Consider the following 23,379-nt stretch of genomic DNA (forward strand, 5'->3'; position numbering starts at 1 on the left):
CATGTCCGATCATATCGTCAAAGCCTATGACAAGGAGCTCGAGATTCTCGGGCGTAAAATCGCGGAAATGGGTGGCATTGCCGAAAAAATGTTATCGGATGCTATGGACGCCTTGGTCGATTTCGATACGAGGCTCGCGCAGACGACCGTCGATAGCGATCCGCGCCTTGATCTGTTGCAACGCGACATCGAAGAACAAGCAATCCTAACCATCGCGCGCCGCCAGCCGATGGCCGTAGATCTGCGCGAAATCATCGCTACGATCCGCATTTCCGGCGATCTCGAACGCATCGGCGACCTTGCCAAGAATATCGCCAAACGGGCAATCAAGATTGCCGGAGAAATGCAAATACCGCGCGCCACCATCGGCCTGCGGTCCATGCATGAGGCGGCGGCGATACTGTTGAAGGATGTGCTTGACGCCTATGCCCAACGCGATGCCGAGAGAGCGCGGGCCGTCTGGCTCGACGACGCTGATCTCGACTCGCTCGAGGACTCAGTTTTCCGCGATCTCCTGACCTTCATGATGGAAGACCCTCGTAATATTTCGTTTTGCACGCATCTTCTGTTCATCTCAAAAAATATCGAGAGAATCGGCGATCACTCGACCAACATAGCCGAGACGGTGGTTTATCTCGTGACCGGGGAAACCCTGCCGATGGACCGGCCGAAGGGCCGCACTACCCTATCCCCAACGCCGACAACGGTGGGCTAAAATATGGCAAGGGAACAACAGGATATGAATGAAAACCGATCCGCGCTTACACGCGCGGTCGCAGCGTCTCCTGCAGCTCGCATTCTCGTGGTCGAGGACGAAGCCGCCTTGAGCATGCTCCTGTCTTATAATCTCGAGGCCGAAGGCTTTACCGTGGACAGGGTCGAACGAGGCGACGAAGCAGAAATTCGGCTAAGCGAAACCATTCCGGATCTCGTCATTCTCGATTGGATGCTGCCAGGTGTTTCCGGGCTTGAAATCTGCCGGCGGCTGCGGGCGCGTGAAACGACGAGAAGCCTGCCTGTGATTATACTGACTGCGCGCGGCGAAGAAAGCGAGCGCGTGCGCGGCCTTGCGATCGGCGCCGATGATTACGTAGTCAAGCCATTCTCGGTTCCCGAACTTATGGCACGCGTTCACGCCTTGCTGCGGCGGGCGCGGCCTGACCGGGCGAGCGGCGTCCTGGTGTTTGGCGATCTTGCACTCGACCGGCAAAATTGGCGGGTTCGCCGTGGCGGCCGTGATATCCACATGGGACCGACCGAGTTTCGCCTGCTCGAACATTTGATGGTGAAGCCGGGCCGGGTATTTTCCCGTGGCCAGTTGCTCGACAGCGTTTGGGGGCTCTCTGCGGAGATTGATGAGCGCACAGTTGACGTTCATATCGGCCGGCTGCGCAAGGCGTTGTCGAACGCCAGCGAGCAAGATCCGATCCGCACAGTGCGTGGAGCGGGTTACGCGTTCGACGAAACATTTGGTAGAATCGTTTGAAACACATTCCATGATCGCTTCGACTTGGAGATCACGATCAATGGGATTCAATGAGGCGCCGCGCGGGTATGCGGCGCCTCATTTTCTCAACTCATCGCTTTCACGATGCCATCAACCATTTTCTTGGCATCTCCAAAAAGCATCGTCGTATTGTTTCTAAAAAACAATTCGTTTTCGACGCCGGCATAGCCGGAACCAAGGCCGCGTTTGACAAACAGCACATCCTTGGCGTCCTCAACGTCGAGGATCGGCATGCCATAGATCGGCGATGACGAATCTGTTTTCGCAGCGGGATTCGTGACGTCATTGGCGCCGATCACGAAAGCGACGTCAGCCCCCGAAAACTCCGGATTGATCTCTTCGAGCTCGAAGACCTCGTCATAAGGCACATTGGCCTCCGCGAGCAGAACATTCATATGACCCGGCATACGTCCAGCGACCGGATGGATCGCATATTTGACGTCGACACCTTTGCTTTTGAGAATGTCGCCCATTTCCCGCAAAGCATGCTGCGCCTGCGCAACCGCCATCCCGTAACCCGGCACGACGATGACTTTCTTCGCAGCGAGCAAGATTTTTGCAGCGTCTTCAGCCGAGCCCTCCTTGACCGGCGGTCTCTCCTCTACCTCGCCAGAACTCGGCGGCGCGGCGGTGTCGCCGCCAAAGCCGCCTAGGATCACCGAGATGAAGGAGCGATTCATTCCCTTGCACATAACGTAGGAAAGAATCGCGCCAGATGAGCCGACAAGTGCGCCGGTAATAATCAATGCCAAATTGGAGAGAGTGAACCCAACTGCTGCCGCTGCCCACCCCGAATAGGAATTGAGCATCGAAATGACGACCGGCATGTCGGCGCCGCCAATCGGTATGATGAGGAGAACACCAAGCGCGAAGGACACGAGGACGATCAGCCAGAATACCAGATGCGCTTCGGTCGGGAGGAACGCGAAGATGAAGACAGCGAGCAAAAGCCCAAGCCCGATATTGATCACATGCCGGTTGGGGAGGAGGATAGGATTGCCGCTCATCCGCCCGTCGAGCTTCAAAAATGCGATCACCGAGCCGGTAAATGTGATCGCGCCGATTGCCGCGCCGAGCGACATTTCAAATAGTGTCGTGCCATGGATCGAACCGGAAATGCCGAGACCGAAACCCTGCGGCGCGTAGAGCGCGCTCGCTGCAACCAGCACCGCGGCAAGCCCGATCAAGGCATGGAACAAGGCAACGAGCTGGGGCATCGCCGTCATCTGGATGGTGCGGGCGCGCCATACACCAATACTGCCGCCGATTCCGATTGCGACTAGAACCAAGAAGAACGACGAGAACCCCGATGGCAGTTGATAGAGGAGCGTCGTCGCCGCCGCGATCGCCATGCCGATCACGCCGAAGCGGTTTCCTTGCCGGGCGGTTTCGGGCGACGACAGTCCGCGCAGGGCAAGAATGAAAAGAACCCCAGAGCTAAGATATAAAAGAGCCGCGATATTCCCATTCAACATCGTTTCAGCCCTTTTTCCGGAACATGGACAGCATCCGTTCAGTGACGAGGAAGCCGCCGAATATATTGACCGACGCCAGGGTCAGGGCAAGGAATCCAAATACCCGGGCGGTCCCTGACCCCTCGCTGACACTTGAATCGACACCGGCCGACAGAAGGGCGCCAACGACAATGACCGAAGAGATCGCATTGGTGACCGACATCAGCGGCGTGTGCAATGACGGTGTCACGGACCAGACGACGTAATAGCCAACAACCACGGCAAGCACAAAAATCGCCAGCCGGAAGATGAAAGGATCAATGGCGCCGCCGCTGGCCGCCGAGGCACCCGCCGCGATCTGATCGGCGTAGGCCTGCGCCGTTTCGGCGGCGTGGCGCGCCGCCTGCGTCGCGGCCTGGATCTTGTCCAGCATCTGTGGATCGACTTCAGTTGCCATCTCATGCCCTCCTTGATTTTCTTTTCGATTGAGATCTTAGAACACCGGCATATAGATCTTGTGTTCAGCCGCCGCTTTGAAAGCTTGGATGCGTGAGGCCTCCGTCCTTAGTAAGCAAGGTAGCCTTCACGAGTTCATCGTCCCATTTGATCGCCAGCGCCTTGGCTTTCGGATCGACAAGCGTTTCGATGAAGGCTAGCAGATTTTTCGCGTAGAGCGCCGAAGCCGTCGCTGGTAAGCGCCCGGCGATATTCAATGGACCAATGACTTTGACGCCATTTTTTGAAACGATGGTTTCGCCGGGTTTGGTCAATTCACAGTTTCCTCCCCGTTCGGCGGCAAGATCGACGATGACCGAACCGGGGCGCATCGTCTCCACCATCGCGGCCGTGATCAGTACCGGCGCCGGGCGGCCAGGAATAAGGGCCGTCGTGATCACGATATCCTGCGCGGCGATGTGCGAGGCGGTGAGCGCCGCTTGCTTTGCCTTATAGTCCGCGGACATTTCCTTGGCGTAGCCGGCAGCCGTCTCCGCTTGCTTGAATTCCTCGTCCTCGACCGCGATAAATTTTGCCCCAAGCGAGACGACTTGCTCCTTCGTCGCGGGACGGACGTCGGTCGCGGTCACGATGGCCGCCAGTTTGCGGGCGGTGGCGATCGCCTGCAATCCGGCAACGCCGACGCCCATGATAAAGATTGTCGCGGGTTTTATCATGCCCGCCGCCGTCATCATCATCGGAATGACCCGGCCATACTCGGCGGCGGCATCGATGACGGCGCGATAGCCGGCGATATTGGCCTGGCTCGAAAGCACATCCATCGTCTGCGCCCTGGTGATGCGCGGCATCAGTTCCATCGCGAAGGCGCAAACGCCCGCCGATGCTAAGGACTGCAAGGCATCAATATGGCCATATGGGTCCATGACGGCGATGACGGCGGCGCCTTGCTTGGCGCCGGCGATATCCGCCGCGCTCGGCCGCCGAACCCGCAAGACAATATCGGCGTCCTGCACGGCCGCGGCGGTGCTAGGAACGATCGCCGCCCCAGCCGCTACGTAGTCTTGATCCGAAATGCCGGATTTCAGTCCGGCGCCGGTTTGGACCCTCACCTCAGCGCCGAGCCCCACAAATTTTTTCACCGTCTCTGGTGTCGCGGCGACACGGCCCTCGGCCGGGTCATTTTCGGCGGGAATGGCGATTAACATGAATGGCTCCGGCTATCCTTGAGGCTTTGACCCAGCCCGATTTTTGTTACCCGGTCAAGCGGCGGCTGACTGCGAGCGCCGTCCTGGCCATGAACGGTTTAGCCGAGGAAAGCCGCCAACAACGCGAGGAGAACCACGACGGCAGCCACGGTCCATTTTATAGCGCGGATGAACATCTTGTAGGTTTTTTCATGTTCGGCGTAGTCCATCGCGGGATGGTTTGCCGATTGCGCATGATTTTCAGCCATAGTGCCTGCCATTATCGCGGGGTTGTTAACGTTTTAGCTTTCGCAATGATTTTCTTCGTGCGCAAGAGGGAAAAAGACCGGATCTGCCAAATTTTTGTGCGACTAATGATTACACATAAGCGTTTCAGGGGTGCCTAAGCATTCCGCATATGCGTTTTATTTGGTCCTGGCGCTAGTTTGGTGCCTGCAATCCCGCCTTGGCGAGGGCGTTAGCCTGCCGCTCGCTCAGGGAGCAGGCCGAAAACGTGCCCATCGTCTCGTGGAACATTTGATAGAAATTCAATCTTGCGTCGAGGTGCAGAAAAGCGCCGCCGAGGCCAATCGCCGCGCGATCCATGAAAACGAACTCGCGTGGCACTAGAACGGGCCCCCTTTGCTTCAAGGCCTGGTGGACGGCAAAGGCTTCCTTGCGGCCATAATGCGCGGGCGCGACGCCATCCGCGACACTCCTTACCCGGTCATCGAGCAACGGCCCATAAATGAAGCGAGCCCAGACATTCAGCGTTTCGGCAAGTTCCCTGGTGAGACCGCGAAAGCCCCAGGTTTCATAGGCATGCACGGTGCGGGCAAAATCATCGTGCAGCAATCCCTCGTAGAGATCGACGACGCCGCCGACGAATTTCGCAGTGAAAATCCGGATGCAGCCATAGTCCAGGAGGTTGATGCCCGCCGCCTCCCCGTCTTCCTCGCCCCGGAAAACCGTATAATTGCCAAGATGCGGATCGCCATGGATCACACCATAGCGGCTGAAGGGAATCCACCACGCCTTGAACATCGCCCCCGCGATTCGATTCCGGGCCGCCTCATCTGCCTGCTTGAAGTCAAGCAATTTACCGCCCTCAAGCCACTCCATCGTCAACAGCCGAGCGGTGGATAGCTCCGCCCGCACGCCTGGAACGCGAACGTCGTCAACATGGGCGAGAATGTCACGATAGAGCGCGGCATGTTTGGCTTCACGGCAATAATCGAGTTCCTCGCGGACCCGATCGCTGATTTCTTTCGTCATTTCGCTTGTGTCAATGACCGGATTGAGACGCCGGTGCAGCGCAAACACGATATCGAGCTGACGCAAATCCGCTTCGACGGCAGATGTCATATCTGGATATTGCAGCTTACACGCGAGCGCCGCGCCGTCCGTGGCGGCCGCACGATGAACCTGACCAAGCGAAGCGGCGGCTGCCGGATGGGTATCGAAGGCGGCAAATCGCGAACGCCAGCCGGCCCCAAGTTCGGCCTGCATCCGCCGTTTAACAAACGCCGCGCCCATGGGCGGCGCCTGGCTTTGCAGTTTCTGCAATTCCTCCGCATATTCCGGCGGCAAAAGGTCGGGGACGCTTGCCATCATCTGGGCGACCTTCATCATGGGCCCCTTGAGGCCGCCAAGCGCGCCCGCCAAGGCTGCCGCCTGGTTGCCCCAGGCGCCATTCCCGCCAAGCAGACGGGCGCCGGCAATTCTGGCGGCGACCCCGCCGACATTGGCGCCCACCCGGGCATAGCGCGCCGCGCGGGCTGAAAACCGGTTGCCTTCCTCGTCTTCCATGCGTCACTCGCAATGTTGGCGGCTCGCACTTGTTCCGGCGAGGGCCATAGGTTCGTCTATGCTGAACGAGGCCGCGCAGAAAGCAAAATCCATCCGTTCACAGAGACTTGTGGCCACTCACGCTTCAGCGCGGGCCACCACGCGAAGACGCGCTTCGCCGATCGCCACCCCGGTCTTGCCAAAAGCCTCGGGGTGGGCGACAAGCCCGCATGCTCCACGTCAATGATATTACCCTGCGGCTCGGGCCGCGGCTGCTTTTCGACAAGGCCACCGCTGCCCTTCCTGGAAACGCGCGGGTTGGCTTTGTCGGCCGCAATGGGACCGGAAAGACCACTCTTTTCCGGATGATTTGCGGCGAACTCACTCCGGAATCGGGTTCGCTCTCCTTACCGCGCGCAACCCGCCTTGGCCGTGTCGAGCAAGAAGCGCCAGGCGGCCCGCAAAGCTTGATCGACTTCGTGCTTGCCGCCGATCTTGAACGTGCGCAGTTGCTGGCTGAGGCCGAGACAGCGACCGATCCAGCCCGCATTGGTGAAATACAAACCCGTCTCGTCGATATTTCAGCCCATGTGGCACCTTCGCGTGCGGCGGGCATCCTCGCGGGTCTTGGCTTCGACGAAATGGCACAACAACGCCCACTCGCCGAGTTTTCTGGCGGCTGGCGGATGCGCGTCGCGCTCGCTGCTGTTTTGTTTTCGCAACCCGATCTGTTGCTGCTCGACGAACCGACCAATTATCTCGATCTTGAAGGCACGCTGTGGCTGATCGACTATCTCCGGCGGTACCGGGCAACGATCCTGGTCATCAGTCACGATCGCGATTTGCTCGATGCCGTCTGCGATCATATCCTTCACCTCGATCAAGCCAAGCTTGCTCTTTGGCGCGGCAATTACTCAAGTTTTGAACGGCAGCGGCGCGAACAGCAAGCGATTCAGCTCAAGCAAAAGAAGAAACAGGACGACCAGCGCAAACATTTGCAATCGTTTGTCGATCGATTCCGAGCCAAGGCGACGAAGGCGGCGCAAGCTCAATCCCGTCTTAAGATCCTTGCCAAAATGGAGCCCGTGACAGCCATCGTCGATGGGCAAGTTCTGCCTTTTCATCTGCCCTCCCCGCACAAGCCGTTGAGCCCGCCTCTTATTGCGATGGATGATGCAAGCGCGGGGTATGGCGAGGAGCCGGTCTTGCGGAGGCTCTCGCTCTCTATTTCTGACGATGACCGGATCGGTCTTTTAGGCGCCAATGGCAACGGCAAATCGACCTTCGCGAAGCTAGTCTCCGGGAGGCTGAAAGCGCAAGGCGGCAGCGTTCGCCATTCATCGAAATTGACGGTCGGCTTCTTTGCCCAGCATCAGATCGACGATCTCGATTTGAACGCAACCCCTTATCAATGCGTCGCCTCGCTCATGCGGGAGGCAACTGAAGCAAGGATCAGGACAAAATGCGCCCAACTCGGTTTTCCAAATATCAAGGCCGATACAAAGGCGGCACAATTGTCAGGCGGCGAAAAGGCTCGTCTTCTGCTGGGGCTCGCAAGCTTCAACGGACCGCACTTGTTGATCCTCGACGAGCCAACCAATCATCTCGACATCGATAGCCGTGCCGCCTTGATCGAGGCGATCAATGATTATGGCGGCGCGGTCATTCTGGTCTCGCACGACAAATATCTTCTCGACGCTTGCGCCGACCGTCTCTGGCTCGTGGAGGGTGGTACGGTCACGCCGTTCGACGGCGACAGTGACGACTACACCTCATATGTTCTCGAACGTGCTGGACGCGGCAACGGCAGGCCAAAAACAAAGGGCAACGGCAACTCGCAGCAAACGATTCCCGACCGCCCCGAGAAGCCGTTCGCCAAAACCAATGCGGCCCAGTTAAGCAAGCGTATTTCGGCGATCGACGGAAAGATCGGCAAATTTCGTGATCTGATTGCTCGCATCGACGGGACACTTGCCGACCCTGCTGTTTTTGGCAAAAACCCGGCAAAGGCGGCGCTCTTGTCTAGCCAGCGCGGTGACCTCGCCCGGTTGCTCGCGGCGGCCGAGGAAGAATGGCTCGACCTTGCTGATACTCTGGAGGGGAGCCGGGATTCCACGCCGGCCGATTAAGCGCGGGCGCACTTTAATGGCGTATAAACTCAATCATTTTCCAAAGTCCCAACCCGAACAGAACCAGCAACGACAACAAAACAAGGAACGCGAGAATTCGGGTTTTTAGAGGAAATGTGACGATGTGGGAGCGAGGGCCTCCAATCCCGGCCACTGGTGCCGGCGAAGGCGCTTCGCCTAGCCATAAGCAAACCGCCGCGGCAAGTGAGTCCGTATGGCTGATCGAGAGCAAGCAGCCAGGATAAGATGGGCTGCCATCTTCATCAAAGCTGATTTTTACGTCACGCTCGGCATCTGGTGACGCAACGGCCGCACCCGATTTGACGATGGCACGCTTGACCGCAAGCAACGTTTGGAAGGCTGCCTTGGCGTCGAGTTGTTTGGTGCAATGAGTGACTTCGGCGGGCGTAAAACGGGTGGCATAGAAATCGTGCTGGACGTAGTCCTCGGCATCCGGCAGGGCAGCGATATTTAAAATTTCGAGACCGACGCCCTTCGATCCCGGCAATCCGGGGCTTGCGCTTCCAAAAACCCCTTCCTCGGGTGCGGCCGGAGTAATGTGCACTAGCGCGCTCTTGCCCTCCAAGAGGCTGTTGATCGTGAAGCGGGCCTGGTTTGTCATGGAGGTCACAATCAACTTGTTTCTGGTTCAGTCCTGACGCAGTCCTCAGAGGACTAGCGCATGGCCCGGCGGAAGGAAAGCCCTAGGCATCCACGAACCTATGATCTGTCTGCCAAAACTTGATTTCTCCAGCTTCGTTCAGTGCTCCCACAGTATTGTCACGTGGCGACAAAGCGCATTTCTGCACCCGAATTTCGCAAAACGAAAAGTGGAAAGGCGCCTTTGATCACGCCACCTCGAACAGGGGGCGCGCTGTTTTCCCCGAAGCTAAAACGTAACCTTTATACCCCCATAGACCGACAATGGCTGCGCCACCGTGACGGCTCGGGCGTCCCCAATCCCCCCATTATCAGGATTGTTGTTGAACAAGGTTTGATTCACATTTCCGGCTGTTGTGTCGACGCCATAAAAGGTCCCGAATGTCGCGTATTTGTGATTCGTCACATTGTTGATCAAACCGAAAATCTGGATCTGATCTGTCGCCTGATAAGTGGCGCGAAGATTCACAAAGTAATAGGATGGAAGCTGCGGGTTCTGGTTGGCATCGTCGCCAACGAAATATTGGCGACCGACAATAACCGTTTCGGCGGTCACTTTTAACTGGGGTGTGACAGCGTAGGTGACGCCGAGTTTGGCAAGGTTGCTTGGAATACCCGGGATACGATCGCCGGGGTGGACGAAAATATTTCCGTTGCCGTCGGCAAAGGGATTGTTGGGCGAGGAGAACGTCGCGGAGAACTGGTAGGTCGCATCGACATGGGCGTAGTTGGCGTAAAAGCTCAGCGGGCCGTAGTTATATTGCAGACCGAGTTCGGCGCCTTGCCGTAAGGTCTCGGGAACGTTTGTGAAGAACCCTTGTCCAGAAATTGGACTTGCCTCGTTCACAATGTCGTTGGTGCTGGTGATATGGAAAACGCCCGCGTTATAAACCAGCGTGCCATAGCCGTTGGGGACAATCATCGTGCCCCGGGCGCCGCCTTCCCATGTGTGAGAGACGACTTGCTGGAGCGGAGGGTCGGAGACCAGCGCTGTCTCGAGGACGCACGGCAGCTGGGGATTGGAACATTGGCTTTCGAGTGGGGTTGGCGCTCTATTCGCTTCGGAATACCCGCCATAGAATGTCAATGCGGGTGAGGTTGTATAGGTGAAGCCGACTACCGGATTGATGCGATTGTAAGAAGCAGTCGAGTTGAGATCCGGAGAGAAGCCGCTTGCGTCCGAAAGAGTATTATTGGCGACGTTGAACCGCGCGCCGGATGTCACCGCAAGCTCGTTTGTTACATTGAAGGTGTCGAGTGCGAACACACCGAAATAAGTCGCGGTCGCATGCACCCAGACCGGCGCGAAGCCGACATTGCCTTGCGTCTGCAGGATCACTCCGGCGCCCGGAAAACCATATAAAAGGTTTTGAAACGCGGGATTGAGCACTCCCAGCTTCGTTTCCGACGAAAAGCGCGTGTAACTCTGATCCACGCTGCCGCCAACCACAAAATAATTGTCGTGGTCGAGAATCTTGTCTTTGTTCGTCAGCTGTTCTTGGGTGCCGAATGTTTGCGTATGCGTGGCGGTGAACGCGGTCGTTCCATAGGGGAAACCGTCGCCAAGAAAAGGAATGGGCTGGCCGTGGTTCGAAAACTGGAAGTCGCTCGGCGCATGAGAGCCAAAATTTCCGTCGTTCGACAGGCACAAATTTCCGTCCGTCCCCCCTTGATCGCCGCAATTTGCGACGTCGGCATCATTACCATCAACATGGTACTGGTCGAACTGCCGGAAGTAGAAATTGCTAGCCAGCGACCATGTTGGCGTCACGTCGAACCGGCCCGTGATCTGCGCCAAACCGGCCTGATTGTTCGTTGTCTGCGGCGTCGTGAAAACGGCATTATACTGCTGGTCGACGAGAACCTCGGGTGTCACGCCCTGAACGCCCAGCCAGCTGCGGCTGAAGGCTCCGATCGCATGAAATTCAGAGTCCTGGGTTCGGTATCCGACATCGGCGTAGGCGCGTTGCAGATTCTGCGCTCCAAAGGGGCGATAACCGCCGTCGCGCAGGGCGTCGGTCGCGAAATAGACGCTATAGTCACCAAATTGCTTGCCATATTGAAGGCTACCGTAGACGCGCCCAAAAGAGCCGCCAAGAAGCTGAGCCTCGCCGCCCTGATAAGTGAAACCATTCTTCATCGTAAAGTTGATGGCGCCACCCAGCGCATTTAGGCCAAAGATCGGATTATTCGTGTAAACGTCGGCGCGGTCGATCGCGATCGGCGAGATAAGATCGAGGTTGGTGCTGTCGCCGAATGCTTCGTTAATCCGGACACCGTTCTGATAAACCGCGAGCCCTTGCGCCGTCCCCGATATGCGCGATGTGTCGAAGCCGCGGTAGAAGAGGTCTGGGGACAGGTCGGTGCCGTCAACATTGATCCCGATCGCGGCCGGAACATGAGCTGTTATCGCGTCCGCAACAGCCGGCGATTTTTTATCTTCAAAGTCCTGTGACGTGACGGTCGATACGAAGGCCGGCACTTTGTTCTGATTGATACTGCCAGCGCCGGGAACGGGCGTTGGGGATACAACCACATCCACCGCCGGCAGTTCGATCGTCGATTCGGGAGCGGCGGTCTGCGCGAAAGTTAGCTCTATTCCCGCTGGCCACAGCACGGCGGCAACGCCTAAACTTTTCCAGACGCCAGCCGTTCGCCGCATGATGTTGCTCCAAGATTTACGTTTTTTGGCATATCAAACAATACCGAAGACTAAGTTCGCGAAAATCGTGAGGCAATAGAATTTCTGAAACTATGCGCAAACAGTCAGTAACTGTTGCATGGATGCAATTGGAACAGTTTTGACAGAGTAGGCATAGACGATCGTATAAAATAGAAAAATTCTTAATTTTAACGTATTATTTCGACGTTCTAGATGCTATAATTATGGTTGTCCCTTGCTTATACTTCCTAAAATGACCAGGAAAAGTTCCCTGGCTTTTTCGGGAATATTTCCCAGCTGGACTTGGAGTGACCGGCGCTGCTCATCTCTCCCGGCTCAATCTGCGCTCGAATTTTCTAGGCAGAAGCGTCGCCAAATGTCTGGGAATCGTCCCATATGCGAGAGACTGATCCTTAAAAGTTGCGGCCTTTTTGGATGAGATCATAGGGCCGATGTAACATCGGGGGCATGATGTCTCTTCGTTTCCGCCTGATCTACCTGATCGCGATCGTGCTGGCCGCGAACCTCGCCTTGGAAGCTGCTATCGTATCTTTCCACGCCTCTCGATCGGTGCGGACCGAAATGAATTCGGCCCTGCAGGTTGGCCGCCAATTCGTTGAGAGTGCGTTGACTGACCTTCCGAATTCTAAAGACCGGCGAGGCGATATCGAAACGCTGGTCGCCGCGTTCAAAGGTAACCGTCATCTTCGTGTATCTCAATCCGGGGGGGCCGCCTTCGTCGCACCCTCCCTCGAAGGGTCGCATTTTGGCCTGGTACCGCGATGGTTTGTGCGCCTACTTGGTATCACACCTCTCACCGCAAGGGTGCCGATTACCATCGCCGGACAGAATGATGGGAGCATCCTCATCGAGACCGACCCGAACAACGAGATCCTCGAAGTCTGGAACGACCTCGGCGACGGTTTTGTCGTACTCGCACTGTTTTTTGGCCTTAACATTCTGCTCATCTATGTCTACATCGGCCGGGCGTTACGACCTTTGGACCGGCTTGCCGGCGCTCTCCAGCAAATCGGACAAGGAGACTATAAGTTGCGGATCGGCGGTCATACGGTGCCGGAATTGTCACGGCTTCAGTGGAGTTTCAACCGGATGGCTACCGAACTCGCGGAGCTTGATGGGGAAAAGCACCGCCTGAATGAGCAGCTGCTGACACTGCAAGAAGAAGACCGCCGAGAGATCGCACGTGACCTGCACGACGAGATCAGCCCATTCCTTTTCGCCGTCAACGCTGGCCTCACGTCGATCTCGCGGCTTGTTCATCAAGGCCGCAGTGCCGAGATCGCCGGGGAAATCCAGTCGACTTCGGAAGCCGTCTCCCATATTCAGCGGCAAATCCGGACAATGCTCAGCCGCTTGCGCCCCGGTGTTCTGGCTGATTTCGGCTTGGCCGCTGCGATTACGAGCACGGTGGATTTCTGGCGCCGCCGTCTTCCGGAAACCCGCTTCACCATGAGCCTTCCACCAGAGGAGTTAAGCTTCGGCGCTTTGCATGACACCACAATCTACCGCATTATCCAGGAAAGTTTGAGTAACGCAGTCCGTCATGGCGATCCTAAGGAAATTTCGGTTTCTGTAACTTTGGCGCCAGCTGAGAGTCCGCAGCAAAACCGGATCACCATCGAGGTTGCAAATGACGGCCATGGGATGGATGAAAAGGCCAGTTTTGGTTTCGGACTGACCGGTATGCGAGAGCGGATACACGGGCTCGGCGGCAGCCTCGTTCTCTTTTCCGAACCTGGGCGTGGCCTATTGGTCACGGCAATCCTTCCCGTTCCCGCGACAAGCAACACAGGGTGTAACCAGCTTCATGCCCTCTCTTTCGCGGGTGAGGTATGAAAGTCCTTATCGTAGACGATCACCCGATTGTTCATGCCGGCCTCCGGCGTCTCATCGCCGCCGAGACGGAGGCGGAAATCGCCGAAGCAGCGACGGCGAATGAAGCCCTTGCGCGTTTCACGCAAGACCGCCCGGATCTCGTCATCATGGACCTCAATCTGCCAGGCAGCGGTGGCCTGGAAATGATCCGGCGGATCATGATTCAAGACACGACTGCCCGCATCCTCGTCTTCAGCGTGCATGATGATTCGATTCACGTGACGCGCGCCTTCGAAGCGGGAGCGCGCGGCTATGTGACGAAGAATGCGCCGCCGGACCAGATTTCACTCGCCATCTTCCGCGTCGCCGCGGGGCATAACTACATCGAGCCCGAGATTGCGCAGGAACTCGCCTTGCTCACTGTCAAGACGACCAACCGCTCCTATCCGGCGCATCCCTTTAATGACCTAACGCGCCGCGATCTTGAAATTCTCCGGCTCCTTGGCGAGGGCTACAGCATGCTGCAAATAGCCGGAACAATCGGCCTCAGCTACAAGACCGTAGCGAACAATTGCAGCCAAATGAAGAATAAGCTCGGCCTCGCGCGCACAACCGATTTGATCCGGATCGCCATCGAGCATCGGATTTCCATTCAGTCGGGTGCCAATTGAAGGCACCGCTGTACAAATTCGGCCGAGATTGACACACGCGCCATTCGGTCTAGTGTCACGCGCGTAACGGTCCCTCGCTTCGAGGGGTAAAAGGGAATGTGGTGCGGTGCCATCCACCAAGATCGCGCTCGAAGCCACAGCTGCCCCCGCAACTGTCAGCGGGTAGCCTTTCGCCAATTGGCCACTGGGAGACGGGCGACCGCCCCCTGGGAAGGCGGCGACAGGCGATGATCCGCGAGCCAGGAAACCTACCGTTCCATCGATGAAGGGCCGGCGGGGCGCTCCGGCCATTCATCGATGCCGGTGCGCTTTCCCGTATCCGGTGGGACGTTCCGGGTTCGCCCGGCTCCTGCGACAAGCTCCCGCCGACCGCGCACGAAAACGGGGTGCTTGCCCATGAGTCATCTTTCCAAAATCCCGGCAACGATAGTCACTGGCTTCCTTGGCGCTGGGAAGACGACCCTCATTCGGCACCTCTTGAAAAATCCCAAGGGGCGCCGCCTCGCCCTTATCATCAACGAATTTGGCGACATCGGCATCGACGCGGAAATATTGAATGGCTGCGGCGATCTCACTTGCGGCGCGGATAACATCATCGAACTTGCCAACGGCTGCATCTGCTGTACCGTCGCCGACGATTTTCTACCCGCGATCGAACGTATTCTCGCGCTGGATCCGCTCCCCGACCAGATCGTTATCGAGACCTCAGGCCTTGCTTTGCCAAAGCCCTTGGTCAAGGCTTTTGATTGGCCGGCGATCCGGGCGCGGCTGACCGTCGACGGTGTGATCGCGGTTGTCGATGGCAAGGCGGTCTCGGAGGGACGCTTCGCCGACGATCCCGTCAAACTGGCGCGCCAACGTAAAGCGGATCCCTCCATCGTACATGACAATCCGCTTGAAGAGGTGTTCCAAGATCAAGTCTTGTGCGCGGATCTGATTGTACTTAACAAATCAGACCTTATTGACGCAGCCGAACAACGCCGCATCGCCGCCGACATTGCGGCTTTTATTCCCCGCGCTGTAAAAATCGTACCTGCCCGGGAAGGTCAGATCGACCCTGCCATCCTGCTTGGCCTCGATGCCGCCGCAGAAGATGATCTTGCCGCACGCCCCTCACTTCATGACGGGCTGACAGAGCATGATCACGACGATTTCGACAGCGCTATTTTTGAAATTGACGCGATCAAAGATAGCGATGCATGGCTTGCCCGTCTGACTACGATCGCGGAGCGCCACGATGTGTTGCGCATCAAGGGTTTCGTCGAGGTCAAAGGCAAGCCGATGCGGCTGCTCATCCAGGGTGTTGGAAAACGCTTTCAAAAACATTTCGACCGGGCGTGGGCCGCGGGAGAAAGGCGCCGCGGACGACTTGTGGTCATCGGTGAAAAGGGCTTCGACAAGGCGTCGGTTGGGCGATTCATCACAAGCGAGGAAGCCTGATCGATGCATCTCCTGCGCACCGAGTCACGCTCGCTCGACGAGACCGAAGCCGCAATCGACCTCGGACAATCTCCGGCCGAATTGTTGTTTCTCTCTTTTTCCGACAGCGACTTGAGCCTCATCGCGGCAGCCGCGCGACAGCGCCCGATGTCCATGAGCTTACGACTCGCCAATCTCGGCGCACTCAAACATCCCTATTCAGTCGATCTTTATATCGGGAAGGCCGCGAGCCACGCACGTTTCGTCCTCATCCGCCTTCTCGGCGGCCTCGAATACTGGCGCTACGGCATCGAGGAATTTTCCCGCGCGGCGCGCAAGCAAAACTTCAAACTCGCCATCATCCCTGGTGACGCGATGGAAGATGAACGGCTCGACGAAGCCTCAACTGTCCCCGCCGTTGATCTCCGCCAGATGCATGCCGCCTTCCAGCACGGCCAGCTAGAACATATCGCCGAGCTTTTTGATTTCATCGAGAGCCGCGCGGAACAGCCGTTCGAATGGCGGCACTCTCCAAAGGTAAGGGAAATACCTGCGGCGGGCCATTTCGAGGCTGGCTGCCGTACTCTTGGCTGCGCCAAAGGCAAGGCACTCATAGTCTTCTATCGTTCGCTGATGCTCGCCGGGGATACGGCGCCAGTGAACGCGCTAGCGGACGCCCTTGCGGCGCGGAGGCTCGACGTCAGCGCGATCTTCGTAGCGAGTCTCAAGGACTCCGACGCGATCGCGTTTATACGTGCCCACCTTGCTTGTGTTGGGCCAGACGTGATTCTCAACACGACCGGCTTTTCGGCTCGGCTCGACACAGACGCTGGAGTGCTGGACAGCGCCGACGTGCCAGTCCTACAGGCAATTTTTACTGGTGCGACAGAGGTGCAGTGGCAGCAAAACCCGCGCGGCCTTGGTGCCGCCGATCTCGCCATGAATATCGTCCTCCCGGAAATGGATGGGCGTTTGATTACTTGCGCGATTGCCTGCAAGGCAGAAGCCGGACATCGCGCTGATCTTGAGTTTACGCCGCGCGTTCACGCGCCTTTGCCATCCCGAGTCACCTTTGTCGGGGATCTCGCCGCCGCTTGGGTGAACCTGCGTAAGACGCCACCAGCGAAGCGCAAAATCGCCTGCGTTATTTCCGACTATCCGGGCAAGCAAGGCCGCACCGGCTATGCCGTTGGTCTCGACACTGCGAAGAGTGTTATCTCGATCGCCAAGACACTTCGTGAAGCCGGATACGACATAGGACTACTCCCAGATTCATCCCAATTGATGCGTGGCCTCGAAAACGCCGCTCCAACTGGAAGGCTGACACTCGCCGAATATGTCGCGGCACTTGAGGCCATGTCCCCTGCATTTGTGCAGTCGACATGCGCAGAGTGGGGTCCGCCGGGTTCAGCCGCGCAGGATGGAGGTTTTGCCTTTTCCGTACTTCGCGCGAACAATTTGCTTGTCGCGGTACAGCCAGATCGCGGCATCGCCGAGAATCGTAAGTCGGACTATCATGATACAGGCTTGCCACCCTGCCATTCCTATGTCGCTTTCTATGTTTGGCTCCGCCAATGTGAAAAGATCGATGCGATGATTCATTGCGGCACCCATGGCACGCTCGAATGGCTGCCGGGCAAGGCGGCGGCGCTCACGGACGCGTGCGCGCCCGAGGCTGTGCTTGGTCCCCTCCCGGTCATTTATCCTTTTATTGTCAGCAATCCTGGCGAGGCCGCGCAAGCCAAGCGGCGCATTTGCGCTCTCACCATCGGCCATATGACGCCGCCTTTAACGCTGGCAGGCAGCCACGGCGTGGCGCTCGAAATCGAAGCTCTGTTTGACGAATATGCGATCGCTGAGTCGCTCGATCCAAAACGTGCGCGGCTTTTGGCGCAAGCCATCCTCGACCGCGCGGGCGAAACAGGCTTGCTACAGGATAGCGGACTCAAGGACACCGCCGATCCGGCTGCTGCCTTACGCCACCTCGACGCCTTTCTTTGTGATCTAAAGGACATGCGGATTGCCGACGGCTTGCATGTTTTTGGCCAGTCGCCCGACCCAGCGGTGCGGGACGCAATCGTCGAAACTCTGACGCAAACGCTCCAGGATACTTGCGCACAGTTACCAGATGACGTCCCTTCTTTTTCAGAGCAGATGCGCACGCTTATCGATTGCTGCGGGGATGCGGAAAGCGATTCGCTGATCGCCGCGCTCGATGGGCGCTTTGTCGTGCCAGGCCCCGGAGGCGCCCCGTCGCGCGGCCGCATCGATGTGCTTCCGACAGGACGCAATCTTTATGGCATCGATCCGCGCGCGGTGCCAACGCGCACCGCCTGGGAAATCGGTCAGCGTGCCGCACGTGAAATCACGAACCGCCATATCCAGGATCACGGTGAATGGCCGAAAGCGATTGTCATGGATCTGTGGGCGAGTTCGACCATGCGGACTGGGGGCGATGACCTCGCGCAGGCTTTCGCGCTCATGGGCGTCAAGCCACTCTGGGACCATTCGTCCGCGCGCGTGACCGGCTTTGAGATCGTTTCGCCCGCCCGCCTAGCGTATCCGAGAGTCGATGTCACCTTGCGGATCTCCGGGCTTTTCCGTGATGTCTTTCCGGCTCAGATCGTCCTGTTCGATCAGGCTGTGCAAGCTCTAAGCGAACAGGATGAGGAGGACGCTGTAAATCCTTACGCGGCAGTCCGCAGGCAGGCGCCGGGAAAACTATTGCGAATCTTTGGCGGTGCGCCTGGCGCTTATGGCATCGGTCTTGGACGTGCAATCGGCGAAAATGCTACACTTGCACGGGAAACACTAGGCGAGCGCTATCTGGCCACGGCTTCGCACGCTTATGGTGGTGCCGATGGAGAAGCAGTTTTAACACGGGCCTTCGCAACACGTGTCGCGTGCGCCGACGCCCTGATCCATGTCCAAGATCAAGACGAGCAGGACATTCTGGACTCGGATGCGATCGCCGATCACGAGGGTGGCTTCTCGGCCGCCGCCAATATACTCGGCAATGACGCAGCGGTTTATCATGTCTCTTCCGCACGCCCGGATGCCCTCAGGGTGCGCACCCTGGGAGAAGAAATTGCCCGCGTCGTACATGCCCGTGCAAGCAATCCACGCTGGATCGCCGGGCAGATGCGCCACGGCCATCGCGGCGCCGCAGAAATCGCCGGGACAATCGATAATCTCTATGCTCTTGCGATTCTGAGCGATGCGGTCCAGAATCAGCATTTCGAGCTTCTCTTCGACGCGACCCTTGGCACGCCCGCGGTATGGGATTTCCTTGTCGAATCAAATCCGAAGGCTGCGTTTGCTATCGTCCAGAAATTCGAGCAGGCACTCGCTCGCGGCTTCTGGCAAAACCGGCGCAATTCCATCCTCGCTAGCCTCGCTTCCATGCGGGAGGCGCTGGCATGAGGAAAGGTCAGTTGCACAAGGGCTGGTGTCCGGGCGCGTGGCGGCCGATGCCAGCGAAGGACGGCCTCCTCGTGCGGCTACGGATCAGCTGTGGCACTGTCGGAGCTTCCACGCTGCACGTGCTTGCGCAAGCCGGTCGCGAGCACGGCAACAGGATTTTTGAACTTTCCAATCGCGGCAATATGCAAATTCGTGGGGTTCGCGAGAGCAACCTTCCCGCATTGATCAAAACGCTCCAGAGCCTTGGCCTTATCGATGAAGACACTTCGGCAGAGGCAGTTCGCAATGTTTTGGTTAGCCCGCTTGCGGGACTCGATGGGCGAAATGACACGCTGAGAGCGGCCAAAAGGCTAGAAACCATGCTTTCTGGCAATAAAAATTTGCACGCATTGCCAGCAAAGTTCGGCTTTCTTATCGATGATGGAAGCAGCCCTTCGCTTGGTTCTATCGCGGCCGATATCCGCTTCGATTGGATTTCCGCCGCACAATCTTTCGCTATCGGAATTGGCGGACGCGCAAACGGCGCGGTTTTTCTTGGCTACTGCAGCGAGGACGCTCTCCCTAAGGTTTCCTCGCGTCTCGCAACAGCTTTCCTGCTTCTAAGTTCCTCAATGGCGGAGCCGCCGCGCCGGATGGCCGGCCTTATCGCGAGTTGCGGAGCACATGCGATTGCCGCAGCGGCCGGAATGCACATTGCCGATCCACCAGAGCGCGGCAGCATCGCCGAGCCATGTCCGATTGGCCTGATCCGCAACAATGGTCAACACTGCTTTGGCGTTGGCGTTGCATTCGGTATGCTTGACGCGGCCATGCTCGATGCGGCGGCAACCGCCGCCAGCAAATTCGGCAATGGGGAGATCAGGCTGACACCCTGGCGCGCAATGATTGTGCCGCATGTTACTGAAAATCGAGCCGATGCCATAGCCGCGTATTTCACATCGCATCGCTTCCTTGTCGATGCCGAGGACGAGCGCTTGTCGGTCGCGGCATGCGGTGGCGGTTTGACCTGCGAACAAGGCACAACCAATACACGCGCAGATGCTTTGTCCTTGATGTCGATCGCACGGAAACTCAGCAAGAATGGAATCGCGCTGCATGTGTCCGGCTGCGCCAAAGGTTGTGCCCGGCAAGCGTCAACACCCGTGACCCTTATCGCTCGGGATGGATTCTATGACCTCGTGCCAAACGAGACCGCGCGCGAGGATGGCATAAGCGCCGCAGATCGCCTTAGCTTGGTTACGGTGCGTGACCTATTGGAAAATGTGATCGCGGGTAAAGGCAGCAATTCTCGCGGGATAGATAAGTGATGAGTGAGGCACCATCTTTAAGCCGTTTTAATTATTTGCGTGACGGCTCTGAAATATACCGGCGCTCTTTCGCGACGATTCGCGCCGAGGCCAATCTCGCCCGCTTCAGCCGCGACGAAGAGCATGTCGCGGTTCGCATGATTCACGCCTGCGGCATGGTCGAGATTGCCGGTGATCTCATGTTCTCGAACGATGCCGTGGGGCAAGCACGAAGCGCGCTCCTGCAAGGAGCTCCCATCCTATGCGATTCAAAGATGCTCGCGCGAGGCATTATCATGGCGCGCCTGCCACGTGGCAACGAGGTGATCTGCACACTTGACGATCCAAGCGTCGCATCGATTTCGCAAAAACTCGGCAACACCCGCAGCGCGGCCGCTCTCGAACTCTGGCGCGACCGTCTCGATGGCGCGGTCATTGCCATCGGCAATGCGCCGACCGCCTTATTCCATCTTCTCGAAATGCTCGATGAAACATCGGCTCGGCCTGCCTGCATAATCGGCATGCCGGTCGGCTTCGTTGGTGCCGTGGAATCGAAGGAAGCACTCATCAAAGATGCCCGAGTGCCGTTTATCGCCATCAAGGGGCGCAAGGGAGGAAGTGCCATGGCGGCGGCAGCCTTGAACGCCATCGCGAGCGAATCCGAATGAACGAGATTAACTCTAGCGATGGCCGCCTCTATGGCGTTGGCCTCGGCCCCGGAGATCCCGACCTCGTGACGGTCAAAGCCGCGAAAATCATCGCCGCGGTTCCGGTCGTCGCCTATTTCGCGAAGCAAGGCGCGCGTGGAAAAGCCCGCGCCATCCTCGATCGTTGGCTTTCAGAAACATGCCTGCAATTGCCATTGCTCTATCCATTAACGACGGAAACTCACTTCTGCGATCCCGCGTATGTCAAGGAATTGAGCGGCTTCTATGCGGACGCCGAAGCTTCCATCGCGGCTCATCTCCGCGCGGGGCGCGATGTCGCTCTCGTCTGCGAGGGCGATCCGCTTTTTTATGGGTCGTTCATGCATCTTTACATCCGGCTTAAGGATCGCTTCCCCATCGCAATCATTCCCGGCGTCACCGGCATGTCAGGCTGCTGGAGTGCAGCCAAGACACCAATGGCCTGGGGTGATGACGTCTTAAGCGTAATTCCAGGCACGCTCGACAATAAAGCGCTAGTCCGTCATCTTACGGCGGCCGACGCCGTGGTGATCATCAAGATCGGCGCCAATCTCGCGAAAATCCGGGCGGCGATCGTCGAAGCAGGGCGCCTTCCGGGGGCGATTTATGTCGAACATGGTACGAGTGAAACCGAGAATATCATTCCGCTTGCCGCGAAGTTGGACGGCCACGCGCCTTATTTTTCTTCGATTCTTATCCCTGGCAATGGGAGGCGCCCGTGAAACCCCCGGGAAGCTTGCGGATCGTCGGCATTGGCCCGGGCAAAGACGCATGGATCACACCTGAAGCTTCGAGCCTCGTCAGCACCGCGACCGATCTCGTCGGCTATGCGCCCTACCTCGAAAGGCTTCCGCTTAAGTCAGGGCAACGGCGCCACCAAACCGGCAACGGCGCCGAACTGGAACGCTCGCGGCATGCCTTGCGCTTGGCCGCAGATGGCCGCCATGTCGCGCTCGTCTCCGGTGGCGATCCAGGGGTTTTCGCGATGGCGGCGGCAGTTTTTGAGACAATCGACGATGGGGAGCCGTCTTGGCGCAGCATCGACATCGTCGTAAGCCCTGGTATTTCTGCCATGCAGGCGGCGGCGGCGCGCGTGGGCGCGCCTTTGGGGCACGATTTCTGCGCAATCTCATTGTCCGACAATTTGAAACCTTGGTCCATCATCGAAAAGCGGCTGATGCTCGCGGCGGAAGCGGATTTCGTGATTGTACTCTTTAACCCGGCTTCGGCGGCGCGGCCGCGCCGTATTTACGAGGCCTTCGCAGTTCTTCGCGCCATCAAACAAGCATCCACGCCGATTGTTTTTGCGCATGCGGTGGGACGCCAAAATGAACGAATTTCCATAGAGACGCTGGCCAGCGCGGACCCTGGCTGTGCCGGCATGAGCACACTGATCATCATCGGTTCCAGCGAAACCCGGATCGTTCCGCGCGGCGTAGGTACGCCTTTCGTCTATTCCTCGCGTGGGAGCAAGGCGCTCTGATGCAAAAGCAGAAACGCCATGACTTCGGCTGGATCGTGCAGCACCGCGCGCGCGGCCTGTTGTGGGCGTGCGACCATGACGACCGGCAGCCCAAGATTGCGCGCCGCGAGGATTTTTCCGAATGTTGCCTCGCCGCCGCTGTTCTTGGTCACGATCACGTCGATCGCTTCCTCGCGGAAGAGCTTTTCCTCCGCTTCAACGGTGAATGGGCCGCGTCCAAGAATCACCCGATGGCGCGGCAGGCTTGGTGTCGGCTCAAGCGGCTCGATCGCCCGGACAAGATAGAAATGCTGGGGTGCGGCCGCGAAGGCTTCGATTTGCAATCGACCAATTGTCAGAAAAACGCGCTTTTGTTCCTGCCCGAGTGCAGCGGCAGCGGCGGCCATATCTGCAACGCAGATCCAATGGTCGCAGACTTCGGGACGCCACAGAGGGCGCGACAGACACACGAGCGGAATGTTTGCACACGCCGCCGCCTGGATCGCATGCCGCGACATCTGCTCAGCAAAGGGATGCGTGGCATCGACAAGCACGTCGATGCACTCAGCCTTGAGATAGGCCGCAAGCCCCGCGGCGCCGCCAAAGCCGCCGCTGCGATAGGGAATCTCCGGCACACGCGGCGCCTTGGTACGGCCGGCGAAAGACAACACGCCGGAGATGCCGCTTTGCCCAGCAAGCAGACTTGCGAGCATGCTCGCTTCCGCTGTCCCACCAAGCACGAGTACCCGCATCGCC

At 58.0% G+C, this 23,379-nt stretch carries 20 protein-coding genes and 1 riboswitch; of the genes, 11 read left to right on the forward strand and 9 right to left on the reverse strand.

Annotated elements, in window-relative coordinates; translation table 11 throughout:
• The first annotated feature begins 1 nt into the window (after nucleotide 1).
• Together phoU and phoB are read left to right on the forward strand one after the other, a co-directional pair.
• On the forward strand, nucleotides 2–715 hold the full coding sequence (gene phoU / locus QEV83_RS04065) for a phosphate signaling complex protein PhoU (protein ID WP_280129979.1): 714 nt from the start codon (nucleotides 2–4) through the stop codon (nucleotides 713–715).
• Between the two features lie 24 nt (nucleotides 716–739).
• The gene (gene phoB, locus QEV83_RS04070; protein WP_280129980.1) at nucleotides 740–1,486 is read left to right on the forward strand and encodes a phosphate regulon transcriptional regulator PhoB; all 747 of its coding nucleotides are present in this window, start codon (nucleotides 740–742) and stop codon (nucleotides 1,484–1,486) included.
• Between the two features lie 86 nt (nucleotides 1,487–1,572).
• Here phoB and QEV83_RS04075 read toward each other — a convergent pair whose 3' ends face one another.
• The 5 genes from QEV83_RS04075 to QEV83_RS04095 all read right to left on the reverse strand — a co-directional run bounded on the left by QEV83_RS04075 (nucleotide 1,573) and on the right by QEV83_RS04095 (nucleotide 6,410).
• Complete coding sequence (locus tag QEV83_RS04075) at nucleotides 1,573–2,979, reverse strand: NAD(P)(+) transhydrogenase (Re/Si-specific) subunit beta (RefSeq protein WP_280130959.1); 1,407 nt, start codon at nucleotides 2,977–2,979, stop codon at nucleotides 1,573–1,575.
• A 7-nt stretch (nucleotides 2,980–2,986) separates the two neighbouring features.
• Complete coding sequence (locus QEV83_RS04080; RefSeq protein WP_280129981.1) at nucleotides 2,987–3,418, reverse strand: proton-translocating transhydrogenase family protein; 432 nt, start codon at nucleotides 3,416–3,418, stop codon at nucleotides 2,987–2,989.
• Nucleotides 3,419–3,482: 64 nt separating this feature from the next.
• Nucleotides 3,483–4,622 carry a Re/Si-specific NAD(P)(+) transhydrogenase subunit alpha gene (locus QEV83_RS04085; protein WP_280129982.1) on the reverse strand — a complete coding sequence of 380 codons (1,140 nt, stop codon included), beginning with the start codon at nucleotides 4,620–4,622 and terminating at the stop codon, nucleotides 3,483–3,485.
• Between the two features lie 98 nt (nucleotides 4,623–4,720).
• Nucleotides 4,721–4,882 carry an aa3-type cytochrome c oxidase subunit IV gene (locus QEV83_RS19415; RefSeq protein WP_348273255.1) on the reverse strand — a complete coding sequence of 54 codons (162 nt, stop codon included), beginning with the start codon at nucleotides 4,880–4,882 and terminating at the stop codon, nucleotides 4,721–4,723.
• A 160-nt stretch (nucleotides 4,883–5,042) separates the two neighbouring features.
• Complete coding sequence (locus tag QEV83_RS04095; protein WP_280129983.1) at nucleotides 5,043–6,410, reverse strand: AarF/UbiB family protein; 1,368 nt, start codon at nucleotides 6,408–6,410, stop codon at nucleotides 5,043–5,045.
• A gap of 209 nt (nucleotides 6,411–6,619) precedes the next feature.
• On the opposite strand from QEV83_RS04095, the gene QEV83_RS04100 reads away from it, so the two are divergent.
• A complete protein-coding gene (locus QEV83_RS04100) occupies nucleotides 6,620–8,518 on the forward strand; it encodes an ABC-F family ATP-binding cassette domain-containing protein (protein ID WP_280129984.1) in 1,899 nt (632 codons plus the stop codon).
• A gap of 13 nt (nucleotides 8,519–8,531) precedes the next feature.
• On the opposite strand, the gene QEV83_RS04105 is transcribed toward QEV83_RS04100, so the two are convergent.
• Together QEV83_RS04105 and QEV83_RS04110 are read right to left on the reverse strand one after the other, a co-directional pair.
• Nucleotides 8,532–9,140: a hypothetical protein gene (locus QEV83_RS04105; RefSeq protein ID WP_280129985.1), complete on the reverse strand. Its 609-nt coding sequence runs from the start codon at nucleotides 9,138–9,140 to the stop codon at nucleotides 8,532–8,534.
• A gap of 267 nt (nucleotides 9,141–9,407) precedes the next feature.
• Entirely contained in the window at nucleotides 9,408–11,840 is a 2,433-nt protein-coding gene (locus QEV83_RS04110; protein WP_280129986.1) for a TonB-dependent receptor, read from the reverse strand.
• Nucleotides 11,841–12,308: 468 nt separating this feature from the next.
• On the opposite strand from QEV83_RS04110, the gene QEV83_RS04115 reads away from it, so the two are divergent.
• Nucleotides 12,309–13,697, forward strand: a complete 1,389-nt coding sequence (locus tag QEV83_RS04115) for an ATP-binding protein (RefSeq protein ID WP_280129987.1) — start codon at nucleotides 12,309–12,311, stop codon at nucleotides 13,695–13,697.
• Nucleotides 13,694–14,347, forward strand: a complete 654-nt coding sequence (locus tag QEV83_RS04120) for a response regulator transcription factor (RefSeq protein ID WP_280129988.1) — start codon at nucleotides 13,694–13,696, stop codon at nucleotides 14,345–14,347. The genes QEV83_RS04115 and QEV83_RS04120 overlap by 4 nt, the downstream gene beginning before the upstream one ends.
• A gap of 50 nt (nucleotides 14,348–14,397) precedes the next feature.
• Nucleotides 14,398–14,618, forward strand: a riboswitch (cobalamin riboswitch).
• On the opposite strand, the gene QEV83_RS04125 is transcribed toward QEV83_RS04120, so the two are convergent.
• Nucleotides 14,596–14,745, reverse strand: coding sequence for a hypothetical protein (locus QEV83_RS04125; protein ID WP_280129989.1), 150 nt, complete (start codon nucleotides 14,743–14,745; stop codon nucleotides 14,596–14,598). It overlaps the preceding riboswitch by 23 nt.
• Here QEV83_RS04125 and cobW point away from each other — a divergent pair.
• Genes cobW through cobJ form a run of 6 tightly spaced genes read left to right on the forward strand, consistent with a single transcriptional unit; the run spans nucleotide 14,744 to nucleotide 22,644 of the window.
• Complete coding sequence (gene cobW, locus QEV83_RS04130) at nucleotides 14,744–15,787, forward strand: cobalamin biosynthesis protein CobW (protein ID WP_280129990.1); 1,044 nt, start codon at nucleotides 14,744–14,746, stop codon at nucleotides 15,785–15,787. The two genes, QEV83_RS04125 and cobW, sit on opposite strands and share 2 nt — an antisense overlap.
• A gap of 3 nt (nucleotides 15,788–15,790) precedes the next feature.
• Nucleotides 15,791–19,189 (forward strand): cobaltochelatase subunit CobN, encoded by a 3,399-nt coding sequence (gene cobN / locus QEV83_RS04135; RefSeq protein ID WP_280129991.1) that lies wholly within the window; start codon nucleotides 15,791–15,793, stop codon nucleotides 19,187–19,189.
• Nucleotides 19,186–20,496 (forward strand): precorrin-3B synthase, encoded by a 1,311-nt coding sequence (gene cobG / locus QEV83_RS04140; RefSeq protein WP_280129992.1) that lies wholly within the window; start codon nucleotides 19,186–19,188, stop codon nucleotides 20,494–20,496. The genes cobN and cobG overlap by 4 nt, the downstream gene beginning before the upstream one ends.
• Entirely contained in the window at nucleotides 20,496–21,143 is a 648-nt protein-coding gene (locus QEV83_RS04145; RefSeq protein ID WP_280129993.1) for a precorrin-8X methylmutase, read from the forward strand. Before cobG ends, QEV83_RS04145 begins: the two co-directional genes overlap by 1 nt.
• Entirely contained in the window at nucleotides 21,140–21,883 is a 744-nt protein-coding gene (locus QEV83_RS04150; RefSeq protein WP_280129994.1) for a precorrin-2 C(20)-methyltransferase, read from the forward strand. Before QEV83_RS04145 ends, QEV83_RS04150 begins: the two co-directional genes overlap by 4 nt.
• Complete coding sequence (gene cobJ, locus QEV83_RS04155; protein ID WP_280129995.1) at nucleotides 21,880–22,644, forward strand: precorrin-3B C(17)-methyltransferase; 765 nt, start codon at nucleotides 21,880–21,882, stop codon at nucleotides 22,642–22,644. The genes QEV83_RS04150 and cobJ overlap by 4 nt, the downstream gene beginning before the upstream one ends.
• On the opposite strand, the gene QEV83_RS04160 is transcribed toward cobJ, so the two are convergent.
• Nucleotides 22,614–23,375, reverse strand: coding sequence for a cobalt-precorrin-6A reductase (locus tag QEV83_RS04160; RefSeq protein ID WP_280129996.1), 762 nt, complete (start codon nucleotides 23,373–23,375; stop codon nucleotides 22,614–22,616). The two genes, cobJ and QEV83_RS04160, sit on opposite strands and share 31 nt — an antisense overlap.
• Nucleotides 23,376–23,379 lie beyond the last annotated feature (4 nt).

The sequence above is a fragment of the Methylocapsa sp. D3K7 genome (genome assembly GCF_029855125.1).
In the GTDB taxonomy this organism is placed as follows: Bacteria; Pseudomonadota; Alphaproteobacteria; order Rhizobiales; family Beijerinckiaceae; genus Methylocapsa.